This window comes from Pseudomarimonas arenosa (assembly GCF_014841215.1).
Taxonomy (GTDB): domain Bacteria; phylum Pseudomonadota; class Gammaproteobacteria; order Xanthomonadales; family Xanthomonadaceae; genus Pseudomarimonas; species Pseudomarimonas arenosa.
On sequence record NZ_JACYTR010000047.1, the window covers coordinates 21833 to 36833 of the forward strand.

General features: G+C 62.3%; 7 protein-coding genes. 4 read left to right on the forward strand and 3 right to left on the reverse strand.

Going from position 1 to position 15001, the window contains the following annotated elements:
* Positions 1–2: 2 nt before the first annotated feature.
* Positions 3–4421 carry a GAF domain-containing protein gene (locus tag IFO71_RS16345; protein WP_192030733.1) on the reverse strand — a complete coding sequence of 1473 codons (4419 nt, stop codon included), beginning with the start codon at positions 4419–4421 and terminating at the stop codon, positions 3–5.
* 153 nt (positions 4422–4574) lie between these two features.
* On the opposite strand from IFO71_RS16345, the gene IFO71_RS16350 reads away from it, so the two are divergent.
* The 4 genes from IFO71_RS16350 to IFO71_RS16365 all read left to right on the forward strand — a co-directional run bounded on the left by IFO71_RS16350 (position 4575) and on the right by IFO71_RS16365 (position 13200).
* A complete protein-coding gene (locus IFO71_RS16350; protein WP_192030734.1) occupies positions 4575–7019 on the forward strand; it encodes a TonB-dependent receptor in 2445 nt (814 codons plus the stop codon).
* A gap of 145 nt (positions 7020–7164) precedes the next feature.
* A complete protein-coding gene (locus tag IFO71_RS16355) occupies positions 7165–12189 on the forward strand; it encodes a diguanylate cyclase domain-containing protein (RefSeq protein WP_192030735.1) in 5025 nt (1674 codons plus the stop codon).
* A gap of 177 nt (positions 12190–12366) precedes the next feature.
* The gene (locus IFO71_RS16360) at positions 12367–12759 is read left to right on the forward strand and encodes an ORF6N domain-containing protein (protein ID WP_332309393.1); all 393 of its coding nucleotides are present in this window, start codon (positions 12367–12369) and stop codon (positions 12757–12759) included.
* Between the two features lie 234 nt (positions 12760–12993).
* The gene (locus IFO71_RS16365; protein WP_192030736.1) at positions 12994–13200 is read left to right on the forward strand and encodes a hypothetical protein; all 207 of its coding nucleotides are present in this window, start codon (positions 12994–12996) and stop codon (positions 13198–13200) included.
* 617 nt (positions 13201–13817) lie between these two features.
* Here the strand turns inward: IFO71_RS16365 and IFO71_RS16370 are convergent.
* Both IFO71_RS16370 and IFO71_RS22670 read right to left on the reverse strand, forming a co-directional pair.
* On the reverse strand, positions 13818–14297 hold the full coding sequence (locus IFO71_RS16370) for a tetratricopeptide repeat protein (RefSeq protein ID WP_192030737.1): 480 nt from the start codon (positions 14295–14297) through the stop codon (positions 13818–13820).
* 5 nt (positions 14298–14302) lie between these two features.
* Complete coding sequence (locus IFO71_RS22670) at positions 14303–14977, reverse strand: RHS repeat-associated core domain-containing protein (protein WP_425502906.1); 675 nt, start codon at positions 14975–14977, stop codon at positions 14303–14305.
* Positions 14978–15001: the final 24 nt, after the last annotated feature.

Here is a 15001-nt window from a genome sequence, read left to right on the forward strand (position 1 = left end):
GTTCAGCCGCCCACGCCGGCTGCGGCAGAATCCTGAGCGTGACGTTTCACCGACGGCGCGCTCACTGGCAGCTCGATCTCGAAGCAGGTGCCCTGGCCAACGGTGCTGCTGACCCGGATCGACCCGCCCAGCAGCTGAGTGACCAGGTTGTAGACCAGATGCATGCCCAGTCCGGAACCACCCGAGCTGCGACGGGTGGTGAAGAACGGATCGAAGATCCTGGCCTGAGTCGAGGCATCCATGCCGCGACCGTCGTCACTGAGCTTCAACACCAACCGTTCCGCCGAAATGGGCAGCACGTCGATTCTTACCGTGCCGATCTGAGCATCGGCAAACGCATGCTGTGCCGCATTGGTGACCAGATTGGTGATCACCTGGAACAGGGCGCCGGGGTAGCTGTCGACCGTGAGCTCCGCCGGACACTCGAGAATCAGCTGATGGCCGGCGCGACGGTAGCTCGGCCGCAGGGAGAACAGGATCTCCTCCAGTGTGGTAAGCAGATCGAAGCGGCGTCGCTCTTCGCTCGACTGATCCACCGCTACGCGCTTGAAGCTGCCGATCAACACATGGGCACGGCGCAGACTGCCGCTGATCAGCCGCAGGCCCTCATCACAGGCGGCACGGAAATCGGCCATGGCCGAACGGGTAAGGTCGCCGCGATCGAGTGACGCGAACAGGCTGCGCGCCTCTTCCTCCAGATGACTGGCGGCGGTCACCGCGATGCCCAGCGGGGTGTTCACTTCGTGCGCCACGCCAGCCACCAGGCCACCCAAGGAGGCCATCTTTTCCCGCTCGATCAGGCTGCGCTGGGCCGAGCGCAGGTCTTCCAGTGCCTGCTGCAATTCCGCCGTGCGTGTTGCCACCGCCTGATCCAGCACCTGGTAGCTGCGCGCGTTCTCCAGTGCGATGGCGGTATAGCTGGCCAGCACGCGCAGGAATTCAAGCTGGGCGGCATTGTAGGCCTGCTTGCGCAGGCTCTGCACACTCAGGTAGCCGCGCGCCCGGCCATCGTGGATCAGCGGAATGAACACCATCGACTGGGTCGCCAACCCCAACAGGGGCGGCCCCAGCGAGGGCAGTTGCTCGCGCATTTCCTGTTCGGTCTGAACAATGATTTCCCGCGACTCGCGAATGCACATGGCCCCGGGCCGGGTAGGCTCATCGATCGAGTAGCTGGCGCTGTCCTGACGTCGTCCCGCCTCCACCGCAAAGGCGAGTCGCACGGTTCTCTCATCGTCTTCCAGCCAGCCGATGAAGAACACAAAGGTATCCAGCACATCGCTGACGTGCTCATACACCTGCTGCATCGCCTGTTCCGGATCGAGGGTCGCGGTCAGCTCGCGGCCGATTTCCGCCAGGGTGAGGATGTCGTGGGTGCGCTGTGCCACGGTGTCGTCGAGGCGCTGATAGTTCAGCGCGTTGTCAATGGCGATTGCACTGTAGCTGGCCAGCACTTCGAGAAAGGCCAGCTGATCGGCGTGGTAGGCATCGCAGCGCAGGCTTTGCACAGTAAGGCAACCGATCACGCGTTCACCGACCACCAAGGGCAGATAGACGATCGACTCGGTTTCATCACCCTGCGCTGCGGGCAGGTTGGTGCTGACGTAGTTCAGCAGCTCGCTTTGCCGCGCCGTGATCAAGGGCTGGCGTTCGCGTATGCACCACACCGCAGGACGATCCTGTTCAGACAGCGGGATCTCCAAGCCCTCGGCACGCTGACCGGCCTCGCGCACGTACAGTTCGCGCAGGATCTCCTGGGCTTGATCGAACACGGCAATGGCAAAGACGTGCGTATCGAGACGGGCAGACACCCGCTGATACACCCGCTCCATGGCCTGTTCCAGATCCAGCGTTGCCGCCAGCTCGCGACCGATCTCGACCAGCTGTTCGATGTCGGCGGTGCGCTCCTGCACCCTTTGCTTCAGCCAGGCATTCTGTCGTTGGGCACGCGTCAAGCGATAGCGGCCCCACAGCACCACCACGGCCAGCAGCAACACCACCGCAAGTACGCGTGCCCAGGTCGTCTGCCACCAGCTTGGTACGATCTTAATCGGCAAGGAAACGGCCTGTTCACTCAGCTGGCCGTCGGCATCGCGGCTGCGCAGCTCGAACTGAAACTGTCCCGGCGGCAGGTTGGTGAAGTTGACAATACGCTGGCCGGTGGCGGCTTCGATCCAATCATCGTCAAAGCCAAGCAGCCGGTACTCGAAGCGCAACTGGCGCGGCAAAATGTGCTCCAGGGCGGTGAAGCGAAATGACAGGCTGCGCTTGTCACTGGCCGGAAGCTGCAAGGTAGGTACGTCCGCCCTTCCCAACACATCGGTCCACTGACTACCCAGGGCGTAGGCCGACAGTCGAGGCGGTGCTGGCGGGTGTGACTGGTGGAATGAGGAAGGGTGCAGCAGAGTGAGTCCATCAAAGCCGCCAAAGGCGATGGTGCCTGATGGACTCTTGCCACCGGCACCGATCCAGTAGCTGCGCCCCAGCGTACCTTCGTCAAACTCATAGTTGCGAAACCTGAGTGAGCTGCGATCAAAGCTCGATACGCCCACCGTAGTGCTGAGCCAGATGCGATTGTGCTGATCCTCCTCCAGCCAGCCGACCGAATCGGCGGCCAGGCCCAGACGTCGATCAAACGACTCGAAGCGGGTTTCCTCAGGGCGAGCCTGCTGATCAAACTCGACGTTCAAAAGGCCAGCGCCGGAACTGCCAAACCAGGTCTTGCCGTCGACACCGGTCATCATGCTGGTCGGCCCGGCCGGCAAGGTATGCGCCGGATCGGCACCGCTACCCACCACATGCCGATAGCGCAGCACGGCCTCCTGGCGATCGAACCAGTAAAGACCGTCCTGCGCGCCGACCAGCACGATCTGCTCGTTCAGCGGACGAATGAACGAGACGATGCCGCCGATCGGGTAAAAGGCCACTTCTCGCAGGCTGCTGCGCTCCAGCACCAGAATGCCTTCCGGCATCAGGGCCAGCCAGATTCGATCCGGCTCGGCCAGCACCCGGCGCACCCGGGCATTACGGATGCGCGGCGGCTGCTCGGGCTTGAGCAAGACCTCGCCATTGGTCTGCAATTGCCACAGTCCACGACTGCTACCGATCCAGATCAGCGGCTGATACGCATCGCGATGCAGCTCAAAGGTGAACAGCCCTTCGCTGCCCGGCAGCAAGCGGATATTGCGTGGCGAGTTTTGATATCGATAGACCCCATCCTCCCCGGCCAGCCACCAGCCGTCGGCATCGGGCAACAATGAACGCACTGACGCCGCTCGCATCGCGGCGGCCATACGTACGTCGGGATTCAAGCTGATCATTCTGTTAAGTGCGGGGCTGAGAATGCCGACGCCGCCCTCCCAGGTTCCCACCCACAGATCACCGTGCCGGTCCTGCAGCAGCGACACCACGGCACCTCGCCCCAGGCTTCGCGAGTCGTGGCGACCGTGACGATAGTGGGCAAAGCGTGCCTGATCTGGCTCGGCCTCGGCGTCGTCGAGTCGATCAAGACCGGTTTCATGTCCGATCCATATTCTCCGATCACGGTCCTGCAGCAGGCTGCGGATGCGCTCATCGCCCAGGCTCGACGGCTCGCCTTCAAGCTGGCGGAAATGGTCGGCAGAGGGCGCCGTGGGATCGAAGCCAATGCGCCACAAACCGGCCGCTTCAGTTCCTACCCAAAGTCGGTCACGCTGATCGAGCAGCAGGGCACTCACGCTGTCGCGTATCGACGCCAGACGCCCCGGTTGATCAAACTGCCCACTCTCCGGTGAGAATCGATACACGCCTTGCAAGGTGCCCACCCACAGGCTGCCGTCCGACGAGCTGGTCAGCCGCAGTACGCGCGGATCAGCCGCAGGTGGCACGAAGCTCAGAAAACCTTGCTGCTCGACCTGCCATAGCGACAGACCTGCATCGGTCCCGACCCAGATGCGCCCTTCGCCATCGCCGTGCAGGGCGAGTACGGTCTGGCCGGGCAAGGCGCCTGGTTGGTCGCGCTCGGCCGACATGCGCCAGACCTCACCGCTGCGCGGATCGAGCCGGGCAAGACCGGCCGTCGACCCCACCCACAGATGACCTTCACCGTCGAAGGCCAAGCGGCCGGCCCACGGCCCCGGCAGGCTGTTGGGGTTCTCGAAATCAGGTCGGAGTATTTTCAGGTCGAAGCCGTCGAAGCGATTCAACCCATCCTGTGTGCCCAACCAGATCAGGCCCTGGGCGTCTTCGGCGATCGCCAGCACACTGTCCTGCGACAGGCCATCGCGGGCATCGAAGCGGCGGAAGCGGGCGATGGCTGGATCCAGCATGGCCTGGACTTCGGCCGCCACCATGCCATCGCGCGGCGCCGCCACCATGCCACCGACCGGCATCAGCAGCACCGCCATACAGCCGACCAACCAAGCGGACAGCATCCCGCGCATGGCGCCCCTCGCCTTGCCCGCCCCCATCATACGGCGGCGCCGATGATCAGGCGCGCACCGGCCGTTCACAGGCGGCCAAAGCGACCGCCAAATTCAACAATCAATCGCATCAAATGGGCTAAGGTGCGCGTTGTTCGGTTGGAGCGCCACTAGATGAATGCCCCCCTGCCCCTGCTCGTGCTCTCGGCGGCCCTGAGCGGACCTGCCTTTGCAGCGGCTGGCGCCGACGAAACCGCCGCGACTGACAAGACGGAACCGGCCCTGCAGGCGGTGGTGGTAACCGCACGGAAGAAATCGGAGCTGCTGCAGCAGGTGCCGGTCAGCGTGAGCAGCCTCGATCGGACCGAGCTGGAAAAGCGCCGCCTCGACCAGCTCGACCAGCTGGCCAATGCCGTACCCGGACTACAGCAGAACGATTTGGCGGTGAGCAGCCGCCTCAGCCTGCGTGGCGTCAATTCCGGCGACAACAATGCCTTCGAGCAGGCGGTGGGCGTGTATGTCGACGGCGTCTACCGCGGCCGCATGAATCAACAGCACCTTGGCTGGTTTGATCTGGAGCGGGTCGAAGTGCTGAAGGGCCCGCAGGTGGCGCTGTACGGCAACAGTTCGATCGGCGGCGCGATCAGCGCGGTGACCCGCAAACCCAGTTTCCAGGGCGGCGGTGAATGGCGGCTTGGCTACGAAGGCGAGTATCAGACCACCCACATGCAAGGCGCGGCTGACCTGCCACTGGGCAGCGATCTTGCTTTGCGGCTGGCCGGCAGCTGGCAGGATCAGCAGCGCGGCTACTGGCCGAATCTGGCCAATGATCGCCACGAACCGGACTACGACCATCAGGCAATTCGACTGAGCGCACTTTGGCTGGCCAGCGATGCGCTCAGTGTCAATCTACGCCACGAAACCGGGCGTTATGATCGCGGCGGTCAGATATTCGATGTGTTCAAGCATGTCGACGGCGCTGGCGAGCCTTGGCCAAACTCGCCGTTCAGTGGGCTCAATGATGGTGTGCTCAACATCGAGAACGGTGCGCCATTCAAGTATCGGCGCGGGTTCTCCGATGCCGATATCGACGAAACCTTGGTGGAGCTGAACTACGACAGCGACCGCCACACCCTCACCTCGACCACGGCCCTGAGTCGCTATGACTATCGCTTGTCGACCGACGTCGACATCACACCGGCGACCCTGATCAACGTGTTTCAGGATGAACGCTACCGGCAGTTCTCGCAGGAGCTGCGGCTGAGCAACAGCGATGAGGCAGCGCTCAGCTATCTGGCTGGCGTGTATTACCAGCGCGACGACTTTCGCAATGACTATTTCTCCGACTTCAATCTGCCGGCGCTGGTAGCACCGGCGTTCGGCCTCGACAACGCCGTCACTGCCGGCCTGCTGTCGCCGTTCTCGCGCCATATCCTGCTCGATCAGCGCGGCCAGCAGAGCGCCGTCTTCGGCCATGTCGAATATGCCTTCAACGATCGGCTCAGCGCCGGACTGGGGCTGCGCTACCAGCACACACGCAAGCGCGCCGATCAGGCGGTGCGCACCGCTGGCCTTGACCACATCGACAGCAACGGCCCGCTGGTCGATCTGCGCTGGCTGAACCCACAGCTCACCGCCCTGTTATTGAACGACCCGGCCTATCTGGCCGACCCCACCGGCTATGTACTTGTGCTGCCCGACGGCACGCGTGTCGACCCAGTGCTGGCCCCCAATCATCTGCTCGGTTACCAGATCGTCTCGGCCGGCGTCGGCGTGCCGCACGAGTTCAATGGGTTGCGACGCAGCGAGCGTCAGCCCATGCTGCAGGCCAGTCTGGCCTGGCAGCACAGCCCTGACCTGCTGCTGTACGCCCGCTGGGCCAACGGCGCCAAGGCCGGCGGCTTCGATTTTCAGTACGAGCGCGGCGATCGCGACGAAGTCGAGTATGGCGACGAAAGCGCCAATGTGATCGAACTCGGCATGAAGCGCGACTGGTCCAGCCTGCGACTCAACCTCGCTGCTTACTACGGCCGATATGACGATCTGCAGGTTTCGGTGTTCGACGGTGGCATCGGCTTCGTGGTGGGCAATGCCGCCAGCTCGGAGTCGAAGGGCATGGAAGGCGAGCTGCACTGGCAAATCGCTGACGCCTGGCAGTTGCGCGGCCAGTGGTCGTACACCGATTTTCGCTATCGCCATTTCCCCGACGCCAATTGCAGCACCACCGAGCGTTTGAACAGCGGTGCCCTGCGCTGCGACTGGTCCGGGCGACGCACACCCTTCGTGCCCGAGTGGGAGGCTGGCATCAGCCTGCACCATCAGCAACAGCTTGGCCGCTGGCAGCTGCAGCATGACCTCCACGCCAACTACAAGGGCGACCATGCCACCGCTTCGGACAGCGAGATTCAGACCCGGCAACCAGGTTACACCTTGCTTGACTACCGAGTGGAACTGCGCGCGGACCACGCGCCCTGGAGTCTGGCACTGGCCGGTCGCAACCTGGCCGACCGCCAGTACAACGTGTTCACCTCGGTGATACCACTGGCTCCGGGCGGTGCCTTTGCCTATGTGCGCGCACCCGGCCGTCAACTGGAACTGGAGTTTCACTATCGCTTCTGAGCCAGCGTAAACGGCTGATCGAAGTGCGCAGGCAGCACAGCCAGAGTAACCTCAGCACTCTGAGTCAATATTCATCAATATTCGAAGGCCGGCGTGCCACGATTGGCGCCGACCAAAACTTGGGCATCGCAGGGACGATACACGCGTGCAGCTCACAGGCTTCAAGCTGGAAGAAGTGATTCATGCCACCGGCGAGACGGTGGTGGCCAGCGCGGTCACCGCCGAAGGCGATCGCGTCGTGCTCAAGTACCTCGACAGCGAGCACCCGACGCCGGAGTCGATGGCACGCTGGCAGCACGAGTTCTCCATCCTGCAGTCGATCGATTCGCCCCTGGTGTTGAAGGCGCTTGATCTGCGCAAGATCGAGCGCAGTATGGTTCTGGTACTGGAAGAATTCGCCTCGACCAATCTGGCGCAATTGATTGAACGCGGCTCGCTGGACCTCTCCGACCAGCTGGCGATCGCGGTCCGCTTGACCCGAGCCATGGGCGATGTGCACGAACATCGACTGATCCACGGCGACATTGCACCGAAGAACGTACTGATCGATCCCAGCTCACTGGCGCTGAAACTATGTGATTTCGGGCTATCGACCCGGCTCGATGTTCAATCCAAGCAGTCCGACAGTTCGGCCATGGTCGGCACGCTCGACTACATGTCGCCCGAGCAGACGGGCCGCACCAACCTGGACATCGACTATCGCAGCGATTTCTATTCGCTGGGCGCCACGCTGTACGAGTTGTTCTCCGGCCGCAAGCCGTTTGAGTTCGACGATCCGATGAGCCTGCTGCATGCCCAGCTGGCCAGTATGCCAACGCCGCTGCACGAACTGGATTCCAGCATTCCGGAACCTGTCTCTGCCATTGTCGACAAACTACTGGCTAAGCATCCGGATGACCGCTACCAAAGCAGTTTCGGGCTGCAGCACGATCTTGAGGCCTGTGCCCAGGTCTGGCGGTTGTACCATCGCATCGATCGCTTCGAGCTGGGCCGCGCTGATGTGCCGGAACGCTTCTGCCTGGCGCAGAAGCTGTATGGCCGACAGCAGGAGTGCGCTCAGGTGCTGGCCGCCTTCAAGCGCGTGGTCAACAGCGGCAATGCCGAACTGCTGTTGATCGGCGGCTATTCGGGCATCGGCAAGACCGCCCTGGTGAACGAGCTGCATCGTCCGATCCTGGCGCGGCGCGGCTATCTGATTCGCGGCAAGTGCGACCAGTTCGGTCGCAACCAGCCCTACTCGGCCCTGACCCAGGCCTTTGGTCAACTGTTGCAGACACTGACCACGGAGGGCGCGGAGCGTCGCCACTACTGGAAGTCCCGACTCAGCGACGCCCTGGGCAGCAATGCCGCCGCCGTCGCCGACCTGATTCCGGCCCTGGGCGGCCTGCTGGGCAATCTGCCGGTACTGCCGGAGATGCCGCCGGCGGAAAGCGAGCAACGCTTCCACATCGGCTTTGCCCAGTTCGTCACCGCCCTGGCCGCGCCCAACCATCCCCTGTTGCTGTTCCTCGATGACCTGCAATGGGCAGATATCTCTACACTTCGTTTGCTTGAATATCTGGTCAGGGCCGACGGTGAGCGTTCGGTGCTGGTGGTCGGTGCCTACCGCGACAATGAAGTTGGCCCGGGCGATCCGCTGCAGCTCAGCATCCAGGCCATCGAACGCAGTCATGCGCGCATCGAACACCTGCAACTCGGCCCCTTGAGCGACCAGGATGTCGCTCAGCTGATCGCCGACACCCTGCACAGCAGGGTCGAGAAGGTCGCACCATTGACCGCCCTGTGCTTGGAAAAGACCCGCGGCAATCCGTTCTTTCTCGGTCAGTTCCTGCGCAGCCTGTACGACCACGGCGACATTCAGTACGACCGCGAGCATGGCGCCTGGCGCTGGGATCTGGCGCAGATCCGCCGTCGCGGCATCACCGACAACGTGGTCACCCTGCTGCTGGAAAAGCTCGCCACCCTGCCATCAGACACCCAATCACTGCTGGCGATGGCGGCCCAGCTGGGCGGCCAGTTTGACCACCGGCAATTGATGGCGATCGGTGATCGTGATGCGGAGGCCACCGGGCAGGTGTTGTTGCCGGCCCTGCAGTCGGGGCTGCTGGTACCGCTGAATGAGGAATACAAGTTCGCCCAGAGCCCGGAGCGACTGCGCGCTGCGCGCTATCGCTTCCTGCACGATCGGGTACAGCAGGCCGCGCATGAGCTGATTCCGGAAAGCGAGCGCCGCCAGACCCAGTTGGCCTGTGGCCGCCGTCTGCTGGCCGCCAGTAACGAAGCTGAGCTGGAAGAGCGGCTGTTCGTGGTGCTGGGCTCACTGAATGCGGCAATCGAGCTGATCACCGACAGCGCTGAGCGCCAGCGACTGCTGCAGCTCAATCTTCACGGTGGCAAACGCGCCAAGTCCTCCTCTGCCTTCAGCGCCGCAGCGCAGTTGTATCGCTTTGCCGAACAGCTGCTGCCGGAGCAGATCTGGCAACTGCAACCCGAGTTGGCGCTCGACCTGTACAGGAACCTGGCCGAGGCCGAGTACTTATCAGGTCATTTCGATCTGGCGGAGCAGCGCCTGAAGGATCAGATCGAGCTTGCCACCGACAATACCAGCAAGGTCACCCTGTGCCTGGTGCGCTCGGACATGCTGCAGATCCAGGGCCGCTTCGCCGATTCCTTTGAAGTACTGCGCACCGCCCTGGGGTTGCTCGGCCACGATTTCCCGGCGCAAGAAGCACAATCCATGCAGCTGTTTCCGCTCGAATTTTCCGACTGCGAGCGATTGCTGGCCGAGCGCGACGAGACGGCCCTGCTCGGCTTGGCGGAAATGCGTCATCCCGAGCGCCTGCTGGAGATGCAGTGCTACTACGGGCTGGCCTACTCCACTTATCAGGTCGACCGCGGGGCAAGCTATGTGTTAGGGGCCTGCCGCATGGTGAAGGCAACCCTGACCCATGGGCAATGCGATTTGAGCTGCATTGCCTATGTCACCTATGTCACCGCAATGGCCGCCAGCCATCGCCCCTACCCGGCCTGCTATGCCATGGGCAAGCTGGCGCGGCAACTGTCGGAGCAGCGCGACAATCCACACTTCCGGCTGTCGGTGTATCAGTACTTCGCGGCGTTCTACCAGCATTGGTGCGAACCACTGCATGCCACCCTGCCCTACCTGGAGCAAGGACTGGCGATGGGCCGCGGCGGCGTCAACCCGCTGGCCGCCGGTTACTGCGCGCTGTTGCGCTCGGTGAACAGCTTTGTCATGGGCAGCCCGCTCGATGACCTGAGCCTGGAAGCGGAACAGGGACTGGCCTTCCTGAAGAACAGCCAGCAACCGAATACCGAAACCATGCTGCGAACCGGCGTATTGCAGCCGCTGGCCGCGCTGCGCGGCAAGAGTCTGCATCCCCGGAGTTTCGACACACCGGACGTCCAGGTCGCCAACCTCCTTAACAACGACTTCGACACACCATCAATCGCGCTGGCCTTTCATTGCGGCGCGATGGTGCGGCATGCCTATCTGTTCGATGATGAGGACAAATGGCAACGCTGCTCGGCGCAACTGCCGATGATCGCCAAACTGCTGCGCGATAGCCCGACCCAGACCGAAAGCACCTTCTTCTATGCGCTGGGCTTGCTGAAGCCGGAATTCAAGGCAGGCAAGACAGCCGATGAGAAACAGGCAGAGGCCGATACTCTGCTGCAACAGTTCCAGACCTGGGCCGAGCACAGTCCAGACAACTTTCACCACAAAGCCCTGTTGCTGGCTGCGGAGCTGGCGCGCAGTCGTGCCGACGCCAAGGCCGCCATGGAGCTGTACGCGCAGGCTATCGACGCCGCCGCGGAAGCCGGCTTCGTGCACTGCGAAGCGCTGGCCAACGAGCTCTACGCCCGTTTCTGGCTCAGTCAGCAGCAGCGCCAGCTGGCCAGCAATTTCATCCGCGAAGCCTATTTCCACTATCAGCGCTGGGGTGCCAGCGCCAAGTGCAAGGAGATCGAGGCACAGTGGCCGCAAACGGTATTCCGCGCGGTCGAGTTGCGCCGCACGGCATCGATTTCCAGCGCCAGCTACCGTGATGTCTCATCCTCGGCCGGCGTGCTCGATCTCAACTCCCTGTTAAAGGCGAGCCGACTGCTGTCGCAGGAAGTTCAGCTCGATGCCCTGCTGCAGAAGCTGCTCGGTGTGGTGCTGGAAAATGCCGGCGCCGAGTTCGGCGCCATCGTGATGTGCGAGCAGGAGCAATTGACCGTCGAGGCACTGGGACGATTCAGCGACGGCAACCTCACCGATTACGAACATTGTCGGTTGCCGCTCGGCAAGGCGGCAGTGAAGGGCGAAGCTCTGCTGCCCAATCAGGTGATCGAGTTTGCCCATCTCACCCGCACGATGCTGGTGTTGAACAAGCCGGCTGACGACCCGCGCTTCGCTCAGTGCCACTATCTACTGGCCAACCGCCCGAAGTCAGCCCTGGTCCTGCCCATCCTCAGCCAGGGCAAACAGGTCGCGGTGATCTATCTGGAGAACAACCTGCTCGAGGGTGCGTTCACCGAGCGCCACGTCAAGACGCTGGAACTATTGGGTGCCCAGGCCGCCATTTCCCTGGTCAATGCTCGACTGATTGAAAGCCTGGAACAGAAAGTGGCGCAACGCACCGAAGAGCTGCGCCAGATGAGCATGAAGGATGGCCTGACCGGCATCGCCAACCGACGCAGCTTCGATGAGCGCCTGAGTGGCGAATGGCGGCGCTGCCAACGCAATGAGCAATCGCTCAGCCTGATGATGATCGACATCGATCATTTCAAGCTCTACAACGACCACTACGGCCACGTCGAAGGTGACCGCTGCATTCGCGCCGTGGCCCAGACCCTGCAGAAGGTAGCCAACCGCAGCACCGACCTGGTGGCGCGCTATGGCGGCGAGGAATTCGCCATCATACTGCCCGACACCAATGACGAAGCCGCTAGTTGGCTGGCCGATGCGATTCTGACCGCGATCCGCGACTTGGCCATTCCGCACGCCCAGTCGCAAGTGGCCGATCACGTCACCATCAGCCTTGGCCTATGCACGGTCACCGCGGAAAGCGAAGCAAGCCCCGAAATCCTCACCACACGCGCCGATCAGGCCCTGTACGAAGTCAAACGCGGCGGCCGCAACGGATACCGCCGCTACGCCAACTGAGCCCATGGACTGCAATCAAAGTCCAGGCTAAGTGTCGATTGTCAGAGACAAGCCATCAGGCGGGCCCCGGCCCATTGAGGCACATCACAACCTTTGAACATAAGGCAGGTGGGCCAGGCTGAACGTCCTGGAGGCTGAACGTCCTGAACGTCCTGGAGAACGTCCTGGACATCCATCATTTCCGAGCTCAGCGCCGAGGAGTTCGCCGACTTGAGATCACAATCCATGATCTCAAGTGCAGGTCACGGCGGCCGCCGCACCGCGCCGTATGCCTTTACCGCACAAGGCGTGGCGATGCTGTCCTCGGTGCTCAACAGTCCGCGCGCGATTGCGGTCAACATCGAGATCATGCGCACCTTTGTGCGGGTGCGGGAATTGGCCGCCACCCATGCCCATCTGGCCGAATGGCTGGCCGATCTCGAACAGAAAACCGAGGCGTTGGCGATCAAGCATGACGGATTCAGCCGCGACCCGCGTGCAGTTGAAGCAGGTGTTCGATGCCTTGCGCGAATTGATGACGCCGCCGGAGCCACCGAAGCGGCCAATCGGCTTTGTGGCGCCGGAGGATAAGAAGGCCAAGGGGAAACGCTAAGGCGGGAACGACAACGCCCGGCGAGGCCGGGCGCTGTGGGGAAGTGGGCGTTAGCGGCGGGTGTAGGGCGGGTCTTGACCCGCCAAGGGAACACACGACACGGCCCAAATTCTTCGCATCAGAGCAGACACAACACAACGATTACGCGGGCCACGGCCCACCGAGATCACAAAGCGGCGGGTCAAAGACCCGCCCTACGCGGGCTCATCCTGATGCCGATCACCAGCCAGAATCCCGGCTCCACCCGATTCGGCGATGTGCCGGTGAGCGACACCCAAGCCGCCGGCCTGCTGATGCCCGGCGTGATCAAGCCGATCCTCTTCACCGTCGAAGCCACCCTGGTGCGCAAAACACTCGGCCAGCTCGGCAAAGAAGATCAACGCGCCGTGCGGCATACCGTCGCGCAGTTGATTGGGTAGCGGATGCGGCCACGCCCGGCGAGGCCGAGCGTTGTGGGGGAAGTGAGCGTTAGGCAGTGGCGGGTTAAGAACCCGCCCTACGCGGGCTACGCGGGCTACGGAACCCGCCTTACCGCGTTGACTTTGTTCGCCCGCTTCTTCACTACCATGACCTCGTCTGACTTCCAAACCGCTTCTCCGACCGCCGTATGGCGCGCGCCTTTCGCAGTCGGCGGCCCTCCCTGGCCCACGGCCTGGATCTCCCGGCTCCCGCACAGAACACATCCGCACATGCCACGGGTCTATCGACTCCGGAGGACCTTTACGCTGCTCGCCTAATCGCAGCGTTCCGTATTGCCTTCCCCCTCACCCAACAAGGTCGGCGTCCTCGATAGTTGATTTCGGAGCTCAATACCGCGCCTGCGCTTCCACCTGTCAACGCTTAACCTCACCGTTACCGGCTTCGGTCCATGACTCGGTGCCCCGCTGGGTGGCTAGCCCTTCGCGAGTAGAGGAACTGCCCCTCCGATGTTCTGCCGGTTTGTGCCGGCGCACTGGGTGTCCACGTTTGCGACGGAATCGGCGAATCAGATCGGCTTGACCCGGGGGAGGCGTCCATATATGTCCAGGATTGTTCATCATGACGCGGGCAGGCCGCCAAGCGTCAAAATTTCTGTCGCTTCGGAAACGCCCTGACTCGCCGCGAACACAAGCAGCTCCTTCCCCCTCTCAGTATCGAGCGGATAAATCCCAGTGCCGTACATGAGCGCGCACCCGTGAATATACGCCGCTCTCGCGTGACCTTCGCGCGCGGCTTCTTCAAACAATGCTGCCGACAGTCGCTTGTCTTGCTCTTGGTTGTCGCCAGATTCCAAGTCAACAGCCAACGAGAACTTGGCATCAGTTGAACCCAGATAGCACGCTCGCCACATACGATAGACCCAACGAAGCTCGGCTTCCTTCGATGTAGCTCCCGCGACTGGAAATGCTGCGTACCAAAACCACGCCTCTCCCAGCCCGGCCTCAAGGAAAGGCGATAGGAGATCTTTGGCCTCCTTGAATTCGCTTCGCCCAACTAGCTCTTGCAGCCTCGGCCTGATCGTTTCGAACTCGTCCATTCGGATCATCCAGTTTTACAGTTGTACTGCAGGCCTGACCTATCAGTGCACTTGCACTGCGTGTGCTTTGCCTGGCACCCCAATGCCTTGTTCGCGGCCCTCGCAGCTTCGATGACTGCATCCCCGCAGAAGCTAGCCGTCGCCGTCCCGAACTGAAATCTGAGATTGGGGTCTTCAGGACAGTTCCCTGGCTTCAGATCATTGCAATCAGCCCGACAGACGGCTGTACATCCGCTCTTTGGTTTGTCTGGCCAGGGAATCGCCCTGCTTCGTTCGTTGGAAGTCGATTGTGATGAATCTCCGGGCAACAATGACGCAGCTGCTGCGGCACTACCACCAGCTGCACCTGCGCCTCTTCCAGCTGCCCCGCTTGCTTCCGTACACTCAGCGGGATGCTGTCGACAGTATGCGGTGACCGTCGTCTCCCAAAGACCGAGTCGATCGATCAATCCCAACGGACTTCCCGAGACATAGGCATACAGACTAACTCCACCGTTCAACCCAATCGGATCCGACTCGATGTAACGCCCTGTCGAGGGATCATAATCCCGGAAGTAGTTGTAATGCAGCCCCGATTCCTGATCGTAGTATTGGCCAGGAAACCGTAACCTTGACGCACAGTTCCACCGCCGACGGCGTTTTCCCTTATAGCGCCTGGACTTAGCGAGGGCAGCGAGCATGGCGGCGAGGACGGTCCTAAAAAA